The organism is Sulfurimonas indica, assembly GCF_009192995.1.
Classification (GTDB): domain Bacteria; phylum Campylobacterota; class Campylobacteria; order Campylobacterales; family Sulfurimonadaceae; genus Sulfurimonas; species Sulfurimonas indica.
This window is the reverse complement of the sequence record NZ_SDID01000028.1, coordinates 1-20,928: the sequence shown is the minus strand read 5'-3', so window position 1 is coordinate 20,928 and position 20,928 is coordinate 1. Positions and strand designations below refer to the sequence as shown.

The following is a 20,928-nucleotide window of genomic DNA, read 5'->3' as shown; positions in this document are numbered from 1 at the left end:
TTTTAACGAAACTTTTGTTAAAATCTCGTAAAAGTTATATTTTATGTAAAAGAAGCCCATGTTTAGAGCAATTTTCACCAATAGTTTTGGTATTTTATTTTCACGTATCTTAGGATTTTTCAGAGACCTTTTGACCGCTTCCGTTCTTGGTGCCTCTGTTTACAGTGATATATTTTTCATTGCCTTTAAACTCCCAAATCTCTTTCGCCGCATCTTTGCCGAAGGCGCTTTCACGCAGGTCTTTCTGCCTGCCTATGCAAAAAGCAGACATAAAGCTGTTTTTTCGATTCATATTTTTGTAGTTTTTCTTAGCATCATTTTACTCATCACCCTTTTGGTAAACATCGTTCCTGAACTTTTTACAAAAGCCGTTGCTAGCGGTTTTAATGCTCGTACCATAGAGATGGCGGCACCTTTTGTTTCCATAAACTTCTGGTATCTGCCACTTATCTTTTGTGTTACCTTTTTAGCGGCTATGCTACAGTATAAGCATCACTTTGCAACAACGGCATTTGCAACAGCACTCCTGAATCTCTCTTTAATTGCTGCGCTGCTTTTGGCACGTGAAAAAACAAAAAGTGAAATTGTCTATTATCTTAGTTTTGGTGTTGTTATCGGTGGAGGACTGCAGCTCTTCGTCCATCTCATCGCCATCTATAAACTAGGTCTTTGGAGATTGCTTTTTGGTGGTTTTAAGTACCTGCATGAGAAGTCCATCCTTATCAAAGAAGATACAAAGAAATTTAAAAAGAACTTTTTTCCTGCAATCTGGGGAAATTCAACAGCACAGATTTCAGCTTTTTTAGACACATTTTTAGCCTCTTTCTTAGCAACTGGAAGCATCTCGTATCTCTACTATGCAAATCGCATCTTCCAACTTCCTTTGGCACTCTTTGCCATTGCCACCTCTGTTGCCCTTTTTCCACGAGTGGCACGTTATTTAAAAAATGCAGATGAAGAAAAAGCGCTCCAAAATCTAGGACGTGCATTTTGGTTTTTAACTTTTTTACTTGTTGCAAGTACTTTAGGCGGCATTATTCTCTCAAAGGAGATTGTTACCCTGCTCTTTGAACGAGGGGCTTTTGATACGCTCGATACACAAAACACCTCTCTTGTTTTAATGATGTACCTCATAGGACTACTGCCTTTTGGTCTGCAAAAACTCTTTGTTTTATGGCTCTATGCAAAAGAGATGCAGCTGCGAGCTGCAAAAATTGCGACCATTTCACTTCTTGTGTATATCGTTTTTGCGCTTACTTTCATTGCTCCTTTTGGAGTAGCTGGTTTGGCACTGGCAAGTACGCTTGGCGGCTTTGTAAGTCTCTTTTTTACATTAAAAGTTTTTGGCTGGCAAAACTTTTTTGCTATACTTCGCTCACGTAACCTGCTCTATCTGATTGCAGGTTCCATAATTTTTACTATCCTATTAGTAATTTTCAAGGATTTTATCAGTGCATATCTATGATTCTGTACAAAAAACAAAACGCAAATTTGAACCACTCGTAGAGGGAAAAGCAACACTTTATGTCTGTGGACCTACCGTCTATGATGATGCACATCTCGGTCACGCAAAATCAGCACTCGTGTTTGATCTGCTCTCACGTGTGCTCCGTGCTAACGGCTATGAAGTGACCTATGCAAGAAACATCACAGATATTGATGATAAAATCATAAAAAAAGCGATAGAACAGAAAAAAGATATCAAAACGATTACAGATTTTTATACAGAGGCCTTTCACAAAGAGATGCAAGCCATCGGTGTAAAACGCCCCGATATCGAGCCAAAAGCAACAGAATCCCTTGATGCAATGTATGCTCTTATAGCAAAGCTCATAGAGAGTGGTCATGCCTATCAGACAAGTGATGGCGATGTCTATTTTGATACAAAAAGTGACAGTGAATACCTCACACTCTCTCACAGAGTCCAGGATGAAGATGAACGTCAAGAGCGCGTTGAGAGTTCAAAAGAGAAGAAAAACCCTGCTGATTTTGCACTCTGGAAATCTGTAAAAGATGACTCTGTAACTTTTGACTCCCCTTTTGGAAAAGGTCGTCCAGGGTGGCACTTGGAGTGTTCTGCGATGATTGAAAAACATCTGGCATACAAAGACAAGCCTTATGCTATAGACATTCACGGAGGTGGTGCAGACCTGCTCTTTCCTCACCATGAAAATGAAGCGGCACAAACTCGCTGTGCAACAAAACATGAACTTGCGAACTACTGGATGCATAACGGCTTTGTCAACATAAATGGCGAGAAGATGAGTAAGAGTCTCGGCAACAGTTTTTTCCTTAAAGATGCCCTGCGTGAGTATGATGGAGAGGTACTTCGTTTCTATCTTTTAAGTTCTCACTACCGTTCAAACTTTAATTTCAATACTGAGGACCTAGAAGCTTCAAAAAAACGGCTTGATAAGCTTTATCGACTTAAAAAACGTCTTTTGGGGCTCCCAGGTAATGAAGAAAAAACAGCTTTTGGAGAAAAACTCTTAGAAGCACTCAGTGATGACCTAAACATTTCATCGGCACTTGCACTCATTGATGCGATGATAGCAGAGGCAAATGAGACACTGGATACTCCGGGAAAACATAAGGCACTGAAAAAAGAGACGATGGCAAATCTTGGCTTTATTGAAAAAGTGCTTGGCTTTGGGGTGAAAAATCCTTATGAATATTTTCAATTCGGTGTTGATGATGCGACAAAAGCCAAACTCTCAGAGCTCATTGAAGCACGTAACGAGGCAAAAAAAGCAAAAGATTTCGAACGCTCTGATGCCCTGCGTGAGGAGATACTCTCGTATGGTGTTGGGCTTATGGATACACCTCAAGGGACCTTTTGGGAGAAGGTGTAGTTTTTGTTACGCCTACTCTTTATCTTTTTGCTTCTGGCTTCTCTGCAAGCAAAAGAGATACACCCTCACTACAAATTTAAAGCTATCGGCTATGTCAGTGACTTTATTGTAACCGATAATCGTCTTTATGCAGCAGATGATGAAGGTGTTGTCACTGTTTTTGACCTCAAGACAAAAAAGATAGTCGATACGATAATACTAGAACCTCTTACAACAGAACTGGGCGAGCTCCAGCCTGCAAGAATTTTAAGTATTGACTATCTCAATGGACAAATCCTACTTGTAAGCATTGGTAAGAACCTCTACCGTAATGTCTGGGTCTATGAAAATCACAAGCTAAACAAGATCATCTTTGAAGATGCAAAACTAAGCATAAAAGAGGCGCGTTTTATTGATAATGAGAAAATTCTCTTAGCAACTTTTGCTTCAGAGATTATTCTTTATGATATGGGTGAAAAATATAATCGCTACAAACGTCATGTTACACAAAGCACGCTTGGAGACATTACCCTCACGCAGGATAAAAAGCATATTATTATAGCAGATGAAAGTGGAGAAGCCCGTATTATCGATGTTGCTAGTTCAAAAACCCTACAGATTTTATCATCAGAGAATGTAGACAATGTTTTTCATGTCGCACACGCAAAAGGTGTCACACTCACGGCAGGTCAGGACAGACGTATCGGTGTCTATCAAAAAGGAAGAACTCCTTACCATATCAAGAGTGATTTTCTTGTTTACTGTGTTGGTATCACACCAAGTGGAAAAACCGGTATCTATAGTAGCGGTGAAGATAACAAACTCCAACTCTTCTCTATACAAACAAAGCAAAAACTACACGAACTAAGTGGACATAAAGCAGTGATAAATCAGATAAAATTTGTCAATGAAAAAGAGCTTTACAGCAGTGAAAACAGCCCCTATATTTACTACTGGAAACTGGATTAAAGGATGATTATAATGCAGGTAAAAGATATTGTAGCATTGATTGCAAAAAACACACAAACAACTAATGAGGAGTTCCAAAGGGTCTTTCACGGACGTGGTGGACTCTATGATGGCTGGAGACATCTCACTGTTGACTCCATTAACAATATTTTAAATGTTGCGCTCTACTTTGAAGAAGAGCATGAATCAGAGCTATTAGAAGCCTTGCAAACATTTGTCAAGGAGAGTCAAAAGTTTGATACTTTTGTAGTCCAGAGACGCTACCAAAAAGGTGCACCATCAGAAGTACTTATCGGAGAGCTCCCTCAAGATCTGTATATACTTGAAAACGGTATGAAACTCAAACTCAACCTGCTTTCAAATAAAAACAATTATTACTTTCCCGATATGAAAAATGGTCGTGCTTTTGTGCGTGAGATAGCAAATGAGAAACATGTTTTAAATCTCTTCTCCTATACCTGTGCCTTTTCAGTTGCAGCAAAATTTGGAGGAGCCAAAAGTGTTGTAAATATAGACATGAGCAAAGGTGCACTTAAAGTCGGTATGGCTAACCATTCGCTCAATCAACTCAATCCAAAAGGAGTGAGTTTTCTACCGTATAACATCCTAAAATCTTTCTCAAACATTCGAAGAAAAGGTCCTTATGACCTTATCATCATCGATCCGCCAAGCTTCCAGAAAGGAAGTTTTGAGGCGACAAAAGATTATGAGAAAATCATCAAAAAACTACCACAAATTGCAAGCGATGCCTGCATACTTTTAGCCTGTCTTAACTCTCCAGAGCTAGAGAGCAATTTTTTAATAGAACTCATTGAGCAGTGGGCACCAAGCTTTAAATTTCAAAAGCGTTTACCTAATCTTACAGAGTTTGCAAGTGCCGATGAGGAAAAATCACTAAAAAATCTTATTTTTACACGTCATATCTAGTATAAGATGCTCTTTTAGAGTTTATAATCTAGTCTTTATTTTCAAATTGCTACAATCTTTTGTAATTGACAATTAAGGACTTTGCAGATGAATGTACAAAAATTTAAACTTGCCACAATGTTTTCTATCATGTTTGCAGGGGCATTTATCTTTGTATCTGCTCTCTTTTATTATTATGCTTACACACAACAGGTGAAAAATCAAAAAGAGCAACTCAAACAGCAAGCAACAACAGTACTTAATTTTGCAGATGTCCTTTTAGAATCTAGAAACGAAAAATTTTTCAGTGGTGAATCCCCTGAGACACCGCAAGTCATTCAAAATGAAGTATTTCAAAAATTCACAGAAATCTCCAAAGGAAAAGTCTTTTTCAAAGAAGCTCGTCCAAACCCTTACGATCCACTCAACCAAGCAACTCCTTATGAGGTGGAGCTAATCCAAAGATTTTCCAAAAACAGAGAGCTCAAAGAGATAGATGACACAATCAGTCATAAAGGTAAGGAGTACTTTATCTCAGCAAGACCGATTATTGCCGAAGAGAAGTGTAAAATGTGCCACCCGGACTGGACAGCAGGTAATGTAGTAGCTGTTGAAGATGTTATGATCGATTTGGAAGATTACTATAATGCTTTAAATGAGAATATTATACTGACTGTTAGTACAGGGGTTATCAACATTATCATCATTCTCTTTCTAACACATTTTCTATTTAAGAAATATGTATCCTCACGTATCAATAAACTGCTTCAACTCATTTTTAGAGTTGAAAAAGGTAATTTTGTCATTGAGGATTTAGTCAAAGATGAACCTCTTGAGAATGAAAATTCACAAAATGAGATTGACAAGCTCTTTCGACATACCAAAAAAATGGTGGATTCACTCAAGCCTGTTATTGCAAATGTCGTTACAGCGAGTAAAAATATGGCTTTTCAAGCAAGTTATAGTTATGTGAAAATTGATGATACAAACCAATATGCCAAACAACAAAGTGAGTTTGTCCACCACTCTAAAGAGCAACTTGAGAATGTACTTGATGTAAACAACAGTATGGTCTCTTCACTGGACTTACTTATGAACAACACAGAAGAGTCCAAAAAAATTGTCAGTAAAAGCAAGGAAGATGTAGACAATAGCCTTAAACAGGGGAATGAAACAGCATCAATTATGGATGAAACATCCCATAGCATCAATGATCTCAAAAGTTTTTCAGAAGAAGTATCTAAGATGACTGAAATTATTACAGATATCGCAGATGAAACGAATCTTATTGCTCTCAATGCTGCCATAGAAGCTGCACATGCAGGAGAGCATGGTCGTGGCTTTGCCGTTGTAGCGGATAAGATTCGAGAACTCGCCGAGATATCAAGAGAAAATGCCCAAGATATATCCCAAGTACTGAACAAAATCAACGAACAGATAAAGAGAGTCTCTTCAAGTGCTTTAAATTCCAAAGAGAGTGTCCTAGCATTAGTAGAAAACTCTCAAAAAATCAATACAAGTTTTGAAAAAGTAGAAGAGACCTTTAATCTGATCTCAACATCTTTGGATAGTTTTCAAGATGAGTTTATCAATGCCTCAAAAATGCTTAACAGTGTTGATGAGAATCTCAATGATGTAGAAGCTTCAAGCCATTTACTTGTTGAAAATGCGGAGAATACAAAGGAGATAATGCATACAATCTCATTAAAAAGTGCAGAGTTGAAAACATTGGCAGACAGTTTTGATATTGTGCTCAATAAAAGAGGCGATGAGAGAACAGTTTTAACACCTCCAATTTTAGCAGAAGATGAAAAAGGCAATAATGTTTATATCTTTGACAAATCAAAACATGGTATCTCTTTTTATTATAAAGAGTCAACAATTACGCTTTCACTGAATGATATTATCACTCTTACTTTAGATGAAACGATAGATAGTCATAAAAGTATTAAATGCCAGGTTAAGTACACTGGTCTTCAAGTTATAAATGATATTAATTTTTATGGTGCTCAAATAATTTAAAGCACCATAAATCTCTACTGGCAATATGTTGCCAACAGTCCTTCTCTTAGAGCCTGATACTTTTCATGGCCTTCAAGTTTTTTTACGATTTCCAAAGCAAAACAAAGAGCAGTTGCAGGTCCACGTGAGGTCATAACATTCGCATCTTCTACAACCATAGCTTTATCACCTTGATACCCCTCTTCTCTTATCTGTTCTTCTACTGACGGATAGCAGGTATAGTTCTCTTTTAAAACACCCGCTTTGTTGAGTGCGAACGGTGCTGCACAGATAGCACCTATCTGCTTGCCTTTTGCATCCATCTCACGCAAGATACTTTGTACATGCTTATCATCTGCAAGCGCATAGGTTCCACCCCAACCACCAGGAAGTACTATCATATCTATGGTATCAACACTAACATCCTTTACCTCTGTATCTGCCTGAATCGTTATACCGTTTGTTCCTTTGACCAACATATTACTGTTGAGTGCTGCAACGAGGACTTCTATCTCTGCACGACGTAGTACATCGATGATACTTACTGCTTCAATCTCCTCAAAACCTGCTGCCAATGGCACTAATACTCTATTCATAACCTCTCCTTATTATCTGCGATATAAAACAATATGAACTATTTTATCACTTCTCTTTTAATCTATATTTAAAGGAGTATCTGATAGCATTTAACGAACTTGGAGTATTTTTATGAAAAAAATTTTATTATTTGCATTAATTTCTCTTTTATTTCTCTCTTCCTGTACTCAAAAGAAAAAAGAAGAGTTACGCATCGCGACCAACTCATGGATAGGATATGCTCCTCTGTTCTATGCAAAGGAGAAAGGTTATCTTGATGCACTCAACATCAAGCTTATTACAAATGTTTCTTTGGCAGAAGCCGTAGATATCTATAGTGTCGGCAAGGCAGATCTTGTGACGACAACACTACATGAATACCATATGTTGAAAAATTCAGGTCACGCCATTGTTCCTATAATTCTACTTGATCGCTCTAATGGCGGTGATATGATTTTATCAAACAGAACTATTGATGAACTTGTCAATGCAAAGCAAATCTATGCCTATTTAGAGATAGATTCTATCAATGCAGAAATCTTGGAAGACTTTTTACAACACTACAAAATAGATCAAAATAAAATAAAGTACATAAACAAAGACCAGGCCCAAATAGAAGATTTAAAACCCCAAAAAGATAAAAACATATTGATAGTTACCTATGTACCTTATAATCTTTCCCTTGAAAAAAAAGGCTTCAAAGAGATTGCCTCAACAAAAGATATGGAGACGATTGTCGTTATCGATTCACTCTGCAGTAATCAGGCAACAATAGACATATATCAAAGAAGATTGCAAGAACTCAAACAAATCATCGATCGTTCCATCCATGAAATAGAGGCCAATAAACAACTCTCCTATGAAATTACAAAAGGCTATCTTGGAAATATCAGCTATGATGAGTATGTTAATTCGTTTAAACTTATCGAGTGGATTAACAATCCCTCTAAAAAGCTGCTAAAACGTATAAAACCTATGGATTATGATGAAAAGCAATTAATCAAATGAAAACTATATCGATAAAACTTTTTACAGCTATTGTTATGCTCCTGCTTTTTACGGGAGGCAGTTATCTTTTTTATAAATTTTTTGATGATTCAAAAGAGGTTACAGAAAGACTACTTGAAGAGAATATTCAGGTCAATATTTTAAACATCAAATATTTCTTAGATAAAAATCTGCAAAAAAACAGTATCAACCAACTAAAAGCCTATCTCGACAATATAGTTAATTCCAATACGGTAATCAATGATATTCACATTATTGACAACCAAAGAAAACTGCTTTATGCAACAGACAGAGATACGCTATTAGAACATGAAGGAGTACACTGCAGTGCTATTTCAAAAATCATTAGTTCAGATATTTTTGAGCAGCAATGCTATACCTTTTCAATAAAACTCTTCGATGGGCTGAAGCCTTACTATTACAGTTCTATTGTTTATCTGGACAAAGATTATCTAGACTCTCTGCTTAAAGATAAAATCATTAAATATCTGGGGCTCTTTATCAGCTACACTATCATCTTCATTCTTCTTCTGTGGTTTACGATTCGAAAATTTATTATCGCTCCATTAGAAGAGTTACGTCAATTTGCCTACTATTCAGAGAAAACTCCAAGGCAGTTTCTTATCCAAGAGCTAGAGAGTATTCGTTATTCACTGGAACTCACCTTCAGACGTCTTAAAAAAGAGCAAGAAGAACTTTTTAATCTCTCTACAAAAGATCCACTGAGTGGTTTATATAACCGTTTGAGTCTTATAGAAAAGATCAATTGGCTCATTTCTAGAAGTCAACGCTCACATGCGAAATTTGCTCTGTTATTTTTGGATCTGGACAACTTCAAAAATATCAATGATTCACGAGGTCATGAATTTGGAGACAAAGTCCTGCAACATATCTCAAAAGTCCTCCTGTCTTCTGTAAGAGACAATGATATAGTATCAAGAATCGGTGGTGATGAGTTTGTCATTGTTTTACCGGACATTACAGATAATAAATCTATTTTGGAAGTTATTAAAAGAATCCAACATTCACTGTCAATGCCGGTTGTCTTTGATAATTACAAATACCATATCACCTGCAGTATCGGTATCACAATCTATCCAAAAGATGGAAAAAATGTTACAGAGCTCTTGAAAAATGCTGATATTGCAATGTATAAATCCAAAGAGCTTGGAAAAAACAACTTTCATTTTTTTACAGAAACCCTTAATGATGAGATTCAAGAGAAGATGAATATCCAAAGATTGATGATAAATGCACTTGAAGAAGGCAATTTCAAACTCTTTTATCAACCAAAAGTAGATATCCAAACAAATCAAATTGTCGCTTGTGAGGCTTTAATCCGTCTTATTGACCCTATTCACGGATTGATTTCGCCTGATAAATTCATTCATATTGCAGAGGAGAACAACTTTATCATTCCGCTTGGAAACTGGATCATTGAAGAGGCTGCAAAACAACTCAAACTTTGGGAAAATACACCGCTGCAAGATATAAAACTCTCTATCAATGTCTCCGGAGTACAGTTTAAAAATAAAAACCTCTTCAAAATCATAGAAAATGCCATAAAGAACATTGACCCTTCAAAACTTGATATTGAACTGACCGAGTCAGTACTTATGAGTGACTTTGATGCAAAACTCAAAGTCATTCATCAGTTCAAAACACTTGGCCTTAGCCTCTCACTTGATGATTTTGGTACAGGTTACTCGTCACTATCTTATCTCAAACAAATTCCTTTCGATACACTGAAAATCGATAAAAGTTTTATTGATGATTTAGAAAACAAACAAGACCAATCCTTTGTCAATATGATTGTAACTATTGCCGATGAATTAGGGCTGGAAGTTGTAGCAGAAGGTGTTGAGAACAGAGAACAGCTTGAATATCTCAAAAAGATGAAATGTGAGCAGTATCAAGGCTACTACTGTTCAAAACCACTGCCTGTTCAAGAATTTGAAACACTTTTTAGAGTACATAACTCTATTATTACTGAAATTTGAGTATAATCTCTTTAAATTTTTTAAAGTGATTGTCTAATGATAAACTATGAGTCTATAAAACCGCTTTTATTTAAACTACAGCCTGAAAATGCACACCATGTTGCAGAGTGCGTATTGCGTCTGCCAAATATTTGTCAAATCCCATTCAATCCATTTTTAGAATCCCATTTTGTAACAGATGATATCCTCACGCAGGAACTTTTTGGACGTAAATTTTACAATCCGATAGGTCTTGGAGCTGGATTCGATAAAAATGCGACAATGATTCGTGGTATTGAAATCCTTGGATTTGGTTTTACAGAGATAGGTACCGTTACTCCAAAACCCCAAGCCGGAAATCCAAAACCACGTATGTTTCGCCATGTTAAGCAAGAGAGTATTCAAAATGCGATGGGATTCAACAACGACGGTGCCTACAAAGTGGTTAAGCGTCTAAAAAAACGATACCCTTTTACAACACCGATCGGTATTAACATTGGAAAAAACAAAGTCACACCTGAAACAGAGGCCATAAATGACTATACACACCTCATTAAAGCCTTCAATGGTTTAGGAGATTACTTCGTTATCAATATCTCATCACCAAATACTCCGGGGCTTCGTGACCTGCAAAATGAAGAGTTCATCACAAAACTTTTTGCTGAGGCCAAAGCACTCACAGATATGCCTATTCTTCTCAAAATCGCACCTGATATGACCTCTGAAGATGCTGTTGCCCTTACTACTCTGGCAGTTGAAAAAGGAGCTGATGGCATTATCGCGACAAATACCACTATTGATTACTCATTGGTAAAACATCCAAAAGAGATTGGCGGTATCAGTGGTGCAGTTTTAAAAGAGAAGAGTTTTAAGATCTTTGAAGCAGTTGCAAAAGAGCTCTATGGTAAGACTATACTTATCTCTGTCGGTGGTATTGACTCAGCCAAGGAAGCATATAAACGTATAAAAGCTGGTGCTTCACTGGTACAGATTTTAAGCGGCATCGTCTTTCATGGTCCAGATATGATTATGAACATCAACCGTGAGCTTATTGAGCTTTTACGCGCTGATGGCTATAGCAACATCACAGAGGCTATCGGAGCAGATAGAAAACAATGAAAATTCTAACAACACTGCTGCTTGGCTCTTCTTTGATATTTGCATCATCATTTATCAACTATAAAGCAACCAAGCAAAATAAAATACAAAAGAGTGAGAAACATAAAATGCCTTCACCATTACCACAGTATGAAACAAAGACCCTAAAAAATGGACTAGAGATTGTAGTGATTCCTCTACATAATGAGACAAATGTTGTCTCTACCGATATATTTTATAAGGTCGGAAGTCGTAACGAGGTTATGGGCAAAACAGGAATCGCACATATGCTTGAGCATATGAACTTTAAAAGTACCAAAAACCTCAAAGCCGGAGAGTTTGACAAGGAAGTAAAAAGTGTCGGTGGTGTCAATAATGCCTCGACAAGTTTTGATTATACACACTACTTTATCAAATCTTCAACACCAAACTTTAAAAAATCAGTAAAACTTTTTGCAGAGTTAATGCAAAATTTAAACCTCAAAGATGAAGAGTTTCAGCCCGAACGTAATGTTGTTATGGAAGAGAGACGCTGGAGAACGGATAACAACCCTTTAGGATATCTCTACTTTAGACTCTTTAACAATGCCTATATCTATCATCCGTACCACTGGACACCTATCGGTTTTATCAATGATATAAAAACATGGACAATTGATGATATCAGAAACTTCCATAAAACTTATTATCAGCCGCAAAATGCCATCTTGATGGTAACAGGTGATATAGATCCAAAAGAGGTCTTCCGTGAGGCCGAAGCTGCTTTTGGTGCTATTAAAAACTTTGGAGAAATTCCTGAAGTCAAGTTCATAGAGCCAAAACAAGATGGTCCCAAAAGAGTAATCATCCACAAAGAGAGTGAAGTTGAAATGATTGCCATTACTTTTCACATTCCAAACTTCCAGCATAAAGATCAGGTAACACTGAGCGTTATCTCTGAAATTCTTTACTCTGGAAAAAGTTCACGACTCTATAAAGAGCTTGTTGATAAAAAGCATCTGGTAAACTCTGTTTATGCTTATAATATGGAAAATATCGATCCGGGACTTTTTATCTTTTTGGCAACCTGTAATCCTGATGTAAAAGCTGAGAAGGTAGAAAAAGAGCTTATCAAACAAATAGAGCTGATTAAAAATGAACCGGTAACAAAAGAGGAGCTTGCAAAAGTAAAAATCAATACAAAATCCGACTTTATCCACTCTTTAGAGAGTTCAAGCTCTGTTGCTAACCTTTATGGAAGCTATCTTGTCAGAGGTGACATAACACCACTTCAGGAGTATGAAGAGAGAGTCAACAAAGTTACTGCAAAAAAAGTACAAAAAGCAGCACTGAAGTATTTTGATTTTACAACTGCTACAACAGTAATTCTTAAAAAGTAAACTATATTTCAAATTCAGGGCGACCCAAATAGTAGCCCTGCAGATAATCCACACCAAGAGCAATAACTGTTTCATACTCCTCTTTCGTCTCAATATGCTCGGCTACTATCTTCATATTCATACTTTTTCCAAACGAAACTATTGCTTTTATGATGTTATATGCTGTTTTGTCTTTATCGACATTTTTTATGATACTGCCGTCAATTTTCAAGATATCAATATCAAGATTTATCATATATCTAAAATTGGCATAACCGCTTCCAAAATCATCCAAAGCAATTAAAAGCCCCAACTCTTTTAACTTGGAAATACTTTGAGAAATTATCTCAAAGTTTGTAATCTCTTCATGCTCTAAAATCTCGATGGTCACACGTTTTGCAAGCTCTTTGTTTCCTTTGAAAGTCAAACGTAACAACTCTAAAATATCCTCATTTAAAATATCTTGAATATCAAGGTTGATTGAGAGATGTACATCAGGTCTCTTCTGCAGCGTCTGCACTCCTTTTTCCAACACAATGGCTGTCAAAGAGATATAAACCTGTGTATGACGAATAGAAGGAAGAAAATTATTTGGTGGAATGATTTTACCCTCTTTGTTCATCATACGTAGAAGCATCTCATATTTTCTTATTTCATTTGTTTTTGCATGAAAGATGGGCTGAAATGCGCACTTTATCCCACCCTCATCTATGGCAAATCGAATATCACTGATACGATTGGATGCTTCACTCTCATATTTTTTCGCTTCATCAAATATCTCGACCCGATTACGTCCTGAAGATTTTGCTATATAGAGCTGTTCATCAGCAATCTTGATCGCCTCTTCTATATTTTTCGCACTGTATGGAAAAGGATTTACACCGATGGAGAGTGTCATATTGATTTTATTGTTACGACTCTCAATATCAAGATTCATTATCGCTTTTCGTATGCGTTCTGCAACACGAATAGACTCTTTGGACTCTTTTTTATCCACAAGTAAGATAAACTCTTCTCCACCAAAGCGGATGAGTATATCTTCATGTCGGATATTTGATTTTATCTCTTTGACCACAGCTACTAAAACATCATCACCAACATCATGTCCATAATTATCATTCACAAGCTTGAAATTATCCAAATCTATCATCATCAAATAATAGTTTTGCAGTGAAGTTGTTTCTAAAAACTCTGAAAGATATTGTCGGTTATAAACATGTGTCAGCGAATCAACCAAAGCTTTTTTTCTTGTTTTATAATAGAGATAAACCAATATATATGCCAAAAGCAGCATTATAAACATAAAAAAACTGATATAAAAGAAGATGGTTTCGATAGGGTTTAAAATATTCACGATTTGCGTGTAAACATCATAGGTAAAATCAGCTCCTAAGACTGCTATTACTTTTTGATTGATAACTATTGGATAGGCGATAGTAACCCACAAAGTTTCTAAGGCATTTTGCTGGGTAACCTGATACTGTTTCGTTTTATAAGCTGTTTGCCAAATATCTGATTCTGTATCAAATTTCTGATTTAAAAAGGCTCTTTCATTCTCATCTTTTGTTGCATCTAAAAGATATCTGTATTTACCGTCTTCATCTCTATAAAGCATATAAAGGTACTTTACATCATCCCCTTGTAGCAGTGCCAGATCACTTTCAAGCTCATAAGCGATATTGGGATTATCTATGATAAGTTCCGCAAGATTATCTCCATAATTCTTTTCCATACTCTCAACATATTTTTGAAACAACGATACTTTTTGCATGATAAGATGCTCTTTTATTATTTTAAATACACTCTCTTTAGCCTCTATAAACTCAAAATAAATCACCATAGATGCAATGGTAACAAGGGGAATGACAAAAGCTAATATAATAAAACTTCTACTTATTTTCATCTTATTACTCATCATTTTTCAATATACTTGTCAAAACTTGCATCAAGTTTTATATTGTATCTCTCAAGTCTTCTTTTATAAAAGAGAATGTTTGGTCGTCCTTTTTGCCAAAAAAATGCTCCAACAACCCTGTTATCACGCAAATGAGAATACCTTGTCCCAAAAAGTATCTTCTCTTTACATGCTTCTGGTAGGTTTTTCAGTGTTGTAATGATGACAATATCCGCCTCTTTGCAACTATTGACAATCTTTAATTTACCCGGAAATTGTTCTAATGCCTTATTTTCTTTATAAATATAAACTTCCGGATACTCTTTTGTTGTAACAGCTATAATGACTTTGTTAAATATGGCAGACTCTAAGGCAACATCGTTTGCAAAAACAGTCCTAATACAAATGAGGATGAAAAGTAAAGCTCTCAAAACAGATACTCCATACTTATCATAAATTTTTGCTCGACTACAGGTACTTCAAACTGTGCATTTGAAGTAGGAAGGTCATAATAATATTTTCGACTCAAACCTTGATTGAAAATATTTTCCCCTTTGAGTCCAAAATGCAAATCAGGTGTTGCTCTGTATTTCACACCAGCAGAATAATCATAGCCTGTATCTAAATTTTCAAATCCACTATTGATGATAATTTCATTAAAAATGTCAAATTTTCCATACGTATTTATAACTCTTGCAAGATAATTATAATGATTTAAAATATCTCTACTCCCAGGGACATCAAGATGTGTATAGTCAACCTGTAGCTCCAACTTATCCTTTTTTCGAAAGAAATAGCTAAACCCTACAGCAGCATAATGTGCTTTTAAGTCTTTCGATGAATTTTGTACTACTCCAGAACTGTCAGACACTAAAAAACCCTTTGTCTTGGAATACCCAAAAATAAATTTGGAAAGTGTATTCTCCTTGCTATAACTGAATTCCTGCGTGATAGCAAGATATTTTTCAGAATTTAGTTCAGGATTTCCGAAGTGTGCCTCTGCTGTCATAAAAGGCTCAGGTATAAACTCTTGTCTTGCTACAAATGTTTTTGAGACAAAGCTCTTTGTTGAGTATATATAGGAGAGTCTCCACTGTGTAACAGACTCATTCTTCATAGCTTTGTTTCTTTCATAGTACTGTTGCATCAGAGAGATTCCCAAGAGACTGTTTGTATTTAACAGTATAGAGTCTTCTACAAAAAGCGAGTAAATATTTTCATGGTCATATTTTTGCTGCTGTGTTGATGGAACACCATCATATTTAACCTCATCAAACTTAAATAATTTATATCTGTACTGCAATCCTATACTAAGCGTGTGAACATCTAGCTTTATCTTTTTTTGTAAAATTGCTGTGAGTATATCAGAGTCATACTCCTGCTGCATTGTTGAGAAAAGACCATAAACAGGTGTAGAATAATTTGCTTCATATTCCCCATCGGCATAAATATAAGAGATATTCAGTGTAAGTGATTCATCTTGAAACTTAGAAGCAAAAGAAGCATTTACAAAATCCCTCTGCATATTTGTACTCTTTGGAACTTCAACAGGTAACAAACCCAAAAATCCGTCATGTTCCATACGCAAAGCATTTAATTCAATTTTATAGTTTGCTTTAGAGAGTGAACCATAAAAATGTTTCATAGTTATATCTCTTGCAATTGTATTGCCTTCGACACTATATTTCTCTTGTTTGTTTTGCGAATGATTTGCATAAGCAAAAAATGAAAGTTCATCACTCTGCCCTGCTGTATAGATATTTTCTTTATTTGACGTATGTGACGCACCTAAAAACTTAATACGTGTTCCACTATCTCTACTTGCGACCTTACTATAGAGTCTGACAACTATCGTTGCAGGTTCAATTCCAAAATCAAACGATGGAAATCCCTCATATACCTCAACATGATCAATGAAGTCCATATCAATATTACCAAACATTAAAAAGCCACTGCCTGTTATCGGTAAAACCAATTCATTATCATTCAGATAGACTCTTACAGATTTTGAGCTATACAGCACAGGATCAATATTCAGCAAGTCCGGTTCACCTATTCGATTTTCCAAATACCTGAAAAATCGAATAGATTTCAGGACATCTTTGAGCGTCTCGACCTGCATACGCTCAAGATCATCTCTGGTAAAGATAATGAGATGACCTCCATTTTCATCTTTTGTTTTTTTTGAAAGTTCTGATTCTGATTGGTATTTGTCTAGGAGTACATCAAGATCATCTGCAAATAGTATTACGCTGCTTATCATCATTAGTATTACAACTATTCTACTCAAAACAGGTACTCCATACTGAGTGTAACTTTCTGATCCACTATTGAAAAATCTTCCGTCTCTTGGGGCAAAAGTTTAATATAAAAACTCTGCTTTAAGGCACTGTTGAAGATATTTTCACCCTTGAGATTGAAGTGCAGATCTTTCGTCGCTTCATAGCGGATACCTGCGGTATAATCATAACCTGCATCAACTCCTTCATATCCACTGTTAATGATAAACTCATTGAATATATTGAATTTACCGACATTATTTAACATTCGCACTACATAATTTATATATTTACCTGCACTGTTTCCATATGGTGATTCTATCTGTGTATAATTTGCCTGAAGTTCAAGCTTGTCATCTCTTCTAAAGTAATATGTAAACTCCAGGGATGCTGAATATCCATCAATATCTATTGAAGAGTTTTGCATAATAACCCCACCGCTTCCATCACTGAAAAGTATAGGTACATCGTAATTTTTCCCATAGCCTAAAACGAGTTTTGTAAGTGTCTGTTGTGTTGTATAACTTATCTCCTCAAAGATAGACTTATATGATTCAGACTGTAACTCTGGATTACCATAATAAGGTGATATTGTCATATATGGTTCAGATGCAAACTCTTGAGAGGAAAGAAATGTCTTGGCAACCCATTGCTTATCTGAATAGATATATCCGATACGGAGCTGTGTCGTATGTGACTTGTGCACATCCCCTTTTCTTTGATATATTTGATGCATCAAGGAGAGTGTCAACATATTTCTTTCTGAGAGTGTGATTAAATCTTGAATAAATACAGAGTAAACATTCTCTTTTTTATATGCCTGTGTAATATTGCTATCGATACCATTGAACTTGACATCTGTTAAGTCAAAATATTTATACCTATACTGAATCCCAACAGACATATCATTGTTTTTATAAATGAACTCTTTTTTCAAATTAGCTGTAAATGCCTCTTCATCAATACTCTGTGCATAGCTATTTACCAATGTAGCTGGTGGAACAAAAACCGGAGCTGTAGGATCATAGAGTGATGAGAACTCATCTTTTTGCTTCATATAGGAGAGATTTAGCACCAAAGAGTCTTGCATAAATTTTGAATTTGTCGAGATATTCAAGAAAGTAGCTTCTTTTTGCGTGTTTTTTGGAACATTACCGATCAATGATCCTAAAAACGCATCTCCCTTGGAGTTAAGTGCATGTAGTTCTATCGAATGATGCCCATTTGTAAGTGAACCATAAAACTCATTTGTATTTTTATCTCTTTTTAATTGTTCTGCATTTATCTCTTTTGTATCACGATTATTTTCAGAATGATTTGCATATAAAAAGAAAGAGAGACTCTCATCACTTCCTGCATAGTATACGTTCTCTTTATTTGATGCATAGCTTCCCGCAGAGAGTTTCAAACGTCCTCCCTCATCATGTTCCGCATTTTTAGTATAAAGACGAATGACTATTGTCGCAGGCTCAACACTAAACTCAAAAGTAGGAAAACCCTCATATATCTCTACATGATCGATAAAATCCATATTCATATCACCAAAGATGATAAAGCCACTTCCTGTGAGCGGTGTTAAAAGTTCATGTTCGTTCAAGTAGACACGCACACCCTTGGAGTAATAGGTAATAGGGTCTTGATTTAAAATATCCGGTTGGGCAACTCTGTTTTCTGCGTAGATAAATGCTCTGAGTGATTTGAGAATATCTTTGAGTGTTTCAACCTGCATACGCTCTAAGTCATCTCTTGTATAGATGATCAGGTTTCCCACACTCTCATCTTTCGTCTTTTTTGAAAAATCCGACTCTTTTTGATAATCTTGCAGTAAAGCATCTAAATCATTTGCATAACTAACACTTGCAACTAACAAGATAGAAAAAAGCAAAAGTTTCATATACCATCCTCATATAGATTTTATTATCCTCATTTTCGACTTAAATCAACATTAATTCATCATCACAAATTCAAATATTTTATAATTAAACTGTTTTGATATAAAACAAATATAAGTTTTAAAACTTTTTAGCTATAATTCGGCTATCAATTTAAAGGGTAATGTTTTATGAATATCGTAACAGGTTCTTCAACCGCACTTATTACTCCATTTAAAAATGGAAAACTTGATGAAGCAAAATATGCTGAGCTCATTCGCAGACAGATCAAAAACGGCATGGATGCAGTCTGTCCTGTAGGTACAACAGGTGAGAGTGCTACACTCACACATGATGAGCACAAACGCTGTATAGAGATTGCTGTGGAAGTTTGTAAAGGAACTGGCACTAAGGTTCTTGCCGGTGCAGGAAGCAATGCAACACATGAAGCTATCGAGATTGCCAAACATGCACAAAGCTGTGGTGTTGATGCTATCTTTTCTGTATCACCTTACTATAACAAGCCATCTCAAGAGGGACTCTATCAGCACTATAAAGCAATCGCAGAAGCTGTAAATGAACTTCCGTTTATGCTTTATAATGTTCCGGGACGTACAGGAGTGGATATCTCTGCAGATACAACAATCAGACTCTTTGATGATGTAGCTAACATCTATGGTGTGAAAGAGGCAACAGGGAGCTTAGAGCGTACAGTAGAACTTCTCTCACGCAGACCGGATTTAAAAGTATTCTCTGGTGATGATGCGATTGATTATCCAATTCTGGCAAATGGTGGAGCGGGTATCACTTCTGTGACATCAAATCTAATGCCAGATCTCAAATCAGAGTTAGTAAATAAAGCTTTCTCTGGTGACTTCAAAGGTGCAAAAGCTATCAATGACAAACTTTACCCTTTAAACAAAGTGATGTTCTGTGAAGCAAACCCTATCCCTGTAAAAGCGGCCATGTACATCGCAGGTCTGCTTGATACTCTGGAGTACAGACTTCCGCTTCTTGCACCAAGCAGCGAAAATATGAAAAAAATCGAAGAAGTAATGAAAAATTACGACATAAAAGGACTATAGAATGGCAGACTTTAAAGGAAAAACTCTTTTTATCAGTGGTGGTACACGTGGTATTGGTAAAGCTATTGTTTATGCTTTTGCAGCCTCTGGTGCGGATGTTGCATTTACATACGCTTCAAGCGCAGATACTGCGAATGAAATCATTGCAGATGTTGAGAGCAAGTTTGGTGTAAAAAGCCGTGCATACAAACTGAACATTCTAGAGCCAAACACTTATAAAGATGTATTTAAAGAGTTTGACACAGATTTTGACAGATTAGACTTCTTTATCTCCAATGCAATCATCTCAGGTCGTGCCGTTGTTGGTGGTTTTGGTCCATTTATGCGCCTTAAACCTCGAGGACTTGACAATATCTGGACTGCGACAGTAGATGCTTTTGTTGTCGGTGCTCAAGAAGCTGCAAAAAGAATAGAGAAAGTTGGTGGCGGTAGTATCATTTCTATGAGTTCAACAGGTAATCTTGTATATACTCCTAACTATGCAGGTCATGGTGCAAACAAAGCGGCAGTTGAGACAATGGTACGCTACGCAGCAGCAGAACTTGGGGATAAAGGAATCCGTGTTAATGCCGTAAGCGGTGGACCAATCGATACAGATGCACTCAAAGCTTTTCCAAACTATGAAGAGGTAAAAGCTGAAGTTGTAGCACGTTCTCCACTAAGCCGTATGGGTGAAGCTAAGGATTTAACAGGTGCTTGTAAGTTCTTATGTTCAAATGATTCTTCTTGGCTAACAGGACAGACTATCGTAGTAGATGGTGGAACAACATTCCAATAAAATAGGCTTGTAGAGTGTCTGACTGACACTCCAAGACTTTGTTAGCTATGTGTAGCTTCATAGATTTTCTCTTGACACTCAAGGCACTTCTCTAATTTTTCAGCCTCTTTTTTTGTAATTGCATGATGTATTAAAGCATCACGAACAGACTCTTTTGTTAGGTACGCATGTTTCATAACGAGCTCCTTTATTTCTATTTTTCTTTTACAATTATATAACTTATAAGTTAATATGAATCAAATCATAAATCTTTATAATGCGCCCATTCAACCAATAAATGCAATTTCCACCTCTT

At 36.2% G+C, this 20,928-nt stretch carries 17 protein-coding genes; 11 read left to right on the top strand and 6 right to left on the bottom strand.

Annotated elements, in window-relative coordinates; genetic code table 11:
- Window positions 1-58: 58 nt before the first annotated feature.
- From murJ to ES948_RS09835, 5 genes are all read left to right on the top strand, one after another.
- On the top strand, window positions 59-1,465 hold the full coding sequence (gene murJ, locus ES948_RS09855) for a murein biosynthesis integral membrane protein MurJ (protein ID WP_152184777.1): 1,407 nt from the start codon (window positions 59-61) through the stop codon (window positions 1,463-1,465).
- On the top strand, window positions 1,452-2,852 hold the full coding sequence (gene cysS, locus ES948_RS09850) for a cysteine--tRNA ligase (RefSeq protein ID WP_152184776.1): 1,401 nt from the start codon (window positions 1,452-1,454) through the stop codon (window positions 2,850-2,852). The genes murJ and cysS overlap by 14 nt, the downstream gene beginning before the upstream one ends.
- 3 nt (window positions 2,853-2,855) lie before the next feature.
- A complete protein-coding gene (locus ES948_RS09845) occupies window positions 2,856-3,800 on the top strand; it encodes a WD40 repeat domain-containing protein (protein ID WP_152184775.1) in 945 nt (314 codons plus the stop codon).
- 12 nt (window positions 3,801-3,812) lie between these two features.
- Window positions 3,813-4,727, top strand: a complete 915-nt coding sequence (locus ES948_RS09840) for a class I SAM-dependent methyltransferase (protein ID WP_152184774.1) — start codon at window positions 3,813-3,815, stop codon at window positions 4,725-4,727.
- A gap of 87 nt (window positions 4,728-4,814) precedes the next feature.
- Window positions 4,815-6,728 (top strand): methyl-accepting chemotaxis protein, encoded by a 1,914-nt coding sequence (locus ES948_RS09835; protein WP_152184773.1) that lies wholly within the window; start codon window positions 4,815-4,817, stop codon window positions 6,726-6,728.
- 14 nt (window positions 6,729-6,742) lie between these two features.
- On the opposite strand, the gene ES948_RS09830 is transcribed toward ES948_RS09835, so the two are convergent.
- Window positions 6,743-7,303, bottom strand: coding sequence for a DJ-1 family glyoxalase III (locus ES948_RS09830; protein ID WP_152184772.1), 561 nt, complete (start codon window positions 7,301-7,303; stop codon window positions 6,743-6,745).
- A gap of 112 nt (window positions 7,304-7,415) precedes the next feature.
- Here ES948_RS09830 and ES948_RS09825 point away from each other — a divergent pair, with 112 nt between their 5' ends.
- The 4 genes from ES948_RS09825 to ES948_RS09810 all read left to right on the top strand — a co-directional run bounded on the left by ES948_RS09825 (window position 7,416) and on the right by ES948_RS09810 (window position 12,747).
- The gene (locus tag ES948_RS09825; RefSeq protein ID WP_152184771.1) at window positions 7,416-8,291 is read left to right on the top strand and encodes an ABC transporter substrate-binding protein; all 876 of its coding nucleotides are present in this window, start codon (window positions 7,416-7,418) and stop codon (window positions 8,289-8,291) included.
- A complete protein-coding gene (locus tag ES948_RS09820; protein ID WP_152184770.1) occupies window positions 8,288-10,291 on the top strand; it encodes a putative bifunctional diguanylate cyclase/phosphodiesterase in 2,004 nt (667 codons plus the stop codon). Before ES948_RS09825 ends, ES948_RS09820 begins: the two co-directional genes overlap by 4 nt.
- Window positions 10,292-10,327: 36 nt before the next feature.
- Window positions 10,328-11,389, top strand: coding sequence for a quinone-dependent dihydroorotate dehydrogenase (locus ES948_RS09815; protein ID WP_152184769.1), 1,062 nt, complete (start codon window positions 10,328-10,330; stop codon window positions 11,387-11,389).
- A gap of 107 nt (window positions 11,390-11,496) precedes the next feature.
- Complete coding sequence (locus ES948_RS09810; RefSeq protein ID WP_152184785.1) at window positions 11,497-12,747, top strand: M16 family metallopeptidase; 1,251 nt, start codon at window positions 11,497-11,499, stop codon at window positions 12,745-12,747.
- A gap of 1 nt (window position 12,748) precedes the next feature.
- On the opposite strand, the gene ES948_RS09805 is transcribed toward ES948_RS09810, so the two are convergent.
- Genes ES948_RS09805 through ES948_RS09790 form a run of 4 tightly spaced genes read right to left on the bottom strand, consistent with a single transcriptional unit; the run spans window position 12,749 to window position 18,793 of the window.
- Entirely contained in the window at window positions 12,749-14,629 is a 1,881-nt protein-coding gene (locus tag ES948_RS09805) for a bifunctional diguanylate cyclase/phosphodiesterase (protein WP_188109503.1), read from the bottom strand.
- Window positions 14,630-14,640: 11 nt separating this feature from the next.
- Window positions 14,641-15,051 (bottom strand): hypothetical protein, encoded by a 411-nt coding sequence (locus ES948_RS09800; protein ID WP_152184767.1) that lies wholly within the window; start codon window positions 15,049-15,051, stop codon window positions 14,641-14,643.
- Complete coding sequence (locus ES948_RS09795; protein WP_152184766.1) at window positions 15,048-16,910, bottom strand: TonB-dependent receptor; 1,863 nt, start codon at window positions 16,908-16,910, stop codon at window positions 15,048-15,050. Before ES948_RS09795 ends, ES948_RS09800 begins: the two co-directional genes overlap by 4 nt.
- A complete protein-coding gene (locus ES948_RS09790) occupies window positions 16,907-18,793 on the bottom strand; it encodes a TonB-dependent receptor plug domain-containing protein (protein WP_152184765.1) in 1,887 nt (628 codons plus the stop codon). The genes ES948_RS09795 and ES948_RS09790 overlap by 4 nt, the downstream gene beginning before the upstream one ends.
- Window positions 18,794-18,961: 168 nt before the next feature.
- Between ES948_RS09790 and dapA the strand changes: the two genes are divergently transcribed.
- Window positions 18,962-19,855 carry a 4-hydroxy-tetrahydrodipicolinate synthase gene (dapA, locus tag ES948_RS09785; protein ID WP_152184764.1) on the top strand — a complete coding sequence of 298 codons (894 nt, stop codon included), beginning with the start codon at window positions 18,962-18,964 and terminating at the stop codon, window positions 19,853-19,855.
- A 1-nt stretch (window position 19,856) separates the two neighbouring features.
- Window positions 19,857-20,633 (top strand): enoyl-ACP reductase, encoded by a 777-nt coding sequence (locus ES948_RS09780; protein ID WP_152184763.1) that lies wholly within the window; start codon window positions 19,857-19,859, stop codon window positions 20,631-20,633.
- Between the two features lie 41 nt (window positions 20,634-20,674).
- Here the strand turns inward: ES948_RS09780 and ES948_RS11180 are convergent, their stop codons facing one another.
- Entirely contained in the window at window positions 20,675-20,809 is a 135-nt protein-coding gene (locus tag ES948_RS11180) for a hypothetical protein (protein WP_281346806.1), read from the bottom strand.
- Window positions 20,810-20,928: the final 119 nt, after the last annotated feature.

Coding starts and splice junctions, on each gene's coding strand:
- murJ (WP_152184777.1), top strand. CDS start 59: ATGTTTAGAGCAATTTTCACCAATAGTTTTGGTATTTTATTTTCACGT.
- ES948_RS09840 (WP_152184774.1), top strand. CDS start 3,813: ATGCAGGTAAAAGATATTGTAGCATTGATTGCAAAAAACACACAAACA.
- ES948_RS09835 (WP_152184773.1), top strand. CDS start 4,815: ATGAATGTACAAAAATTTAAACTTGCCACAATGTTTTCTATCATGTTT.
- ES948_RS09830 (WP_152184772.1), bottom strand. CDS start 7,303: ATGAATAGAGTATTAGTGCCATTGGCAGCAGGTTTTGAGGAGATTGAA.
- ES948_RS09825 (WP_152184771.1), top strand. CDS start 7,416: ATGAAAAAAATTTTATTATTTGCATTAATTTCTCTTTTATTTCTCTCT.
- ES948_RS09820 (WP_152184770.1), top strand. CDS start 8,288: ATGAAAACTATATCGATAAAACTTTTTACAGCTATTGTTATGCTCCTG.
- ES948_RS09815 (WP_152184769.1), top strand. CDS start 10,328: ATGATAAACTATGAGTCTATAAAACCGCTTTTATTTAAACTACAGCCT.
- ES948_RS09810 (WP_152184785.1), top strand. CDS start 11,497: ATGCCTTCACCATTACCACAGTATGAAACAAAGACCCTAAAAAATGGA.
- ES948_RS09805 (WP_188109503.1), bottom strand. CDS start 14,629: ATGAAAATAAGTAGAAGTTTTATTATATTAGCTTTTGTCATTCCCCTT.
- ES948_RS09790 (WP_152184765.1), bottom strand. CDS start 18,793: ATGAAACTTTTGCTTTTTTCTATCTTGTTAGTTGCAAGTGTTAGTTAT.
- dapA (WP_152184764.1), top strand. CDS start 18,962: ATGAATATCGTAACAGGTTCTTCAACCGCACTTATTACTCCATTTAAA.
- ES948_RS09780 (WP_152184763.1), top strand. CDS start 19,857: ATGGCAGACTTTAAAGGAAAAACTCTTTTTATCAGTGGTGGTACACGT.
- ES948_RS11180 (WP_281346806.1), bottom strand. CDS start 20,809: ATGAAACATGCGTACCTAACAAAAGAGTCTGTTCGTGATGCTTTAATA.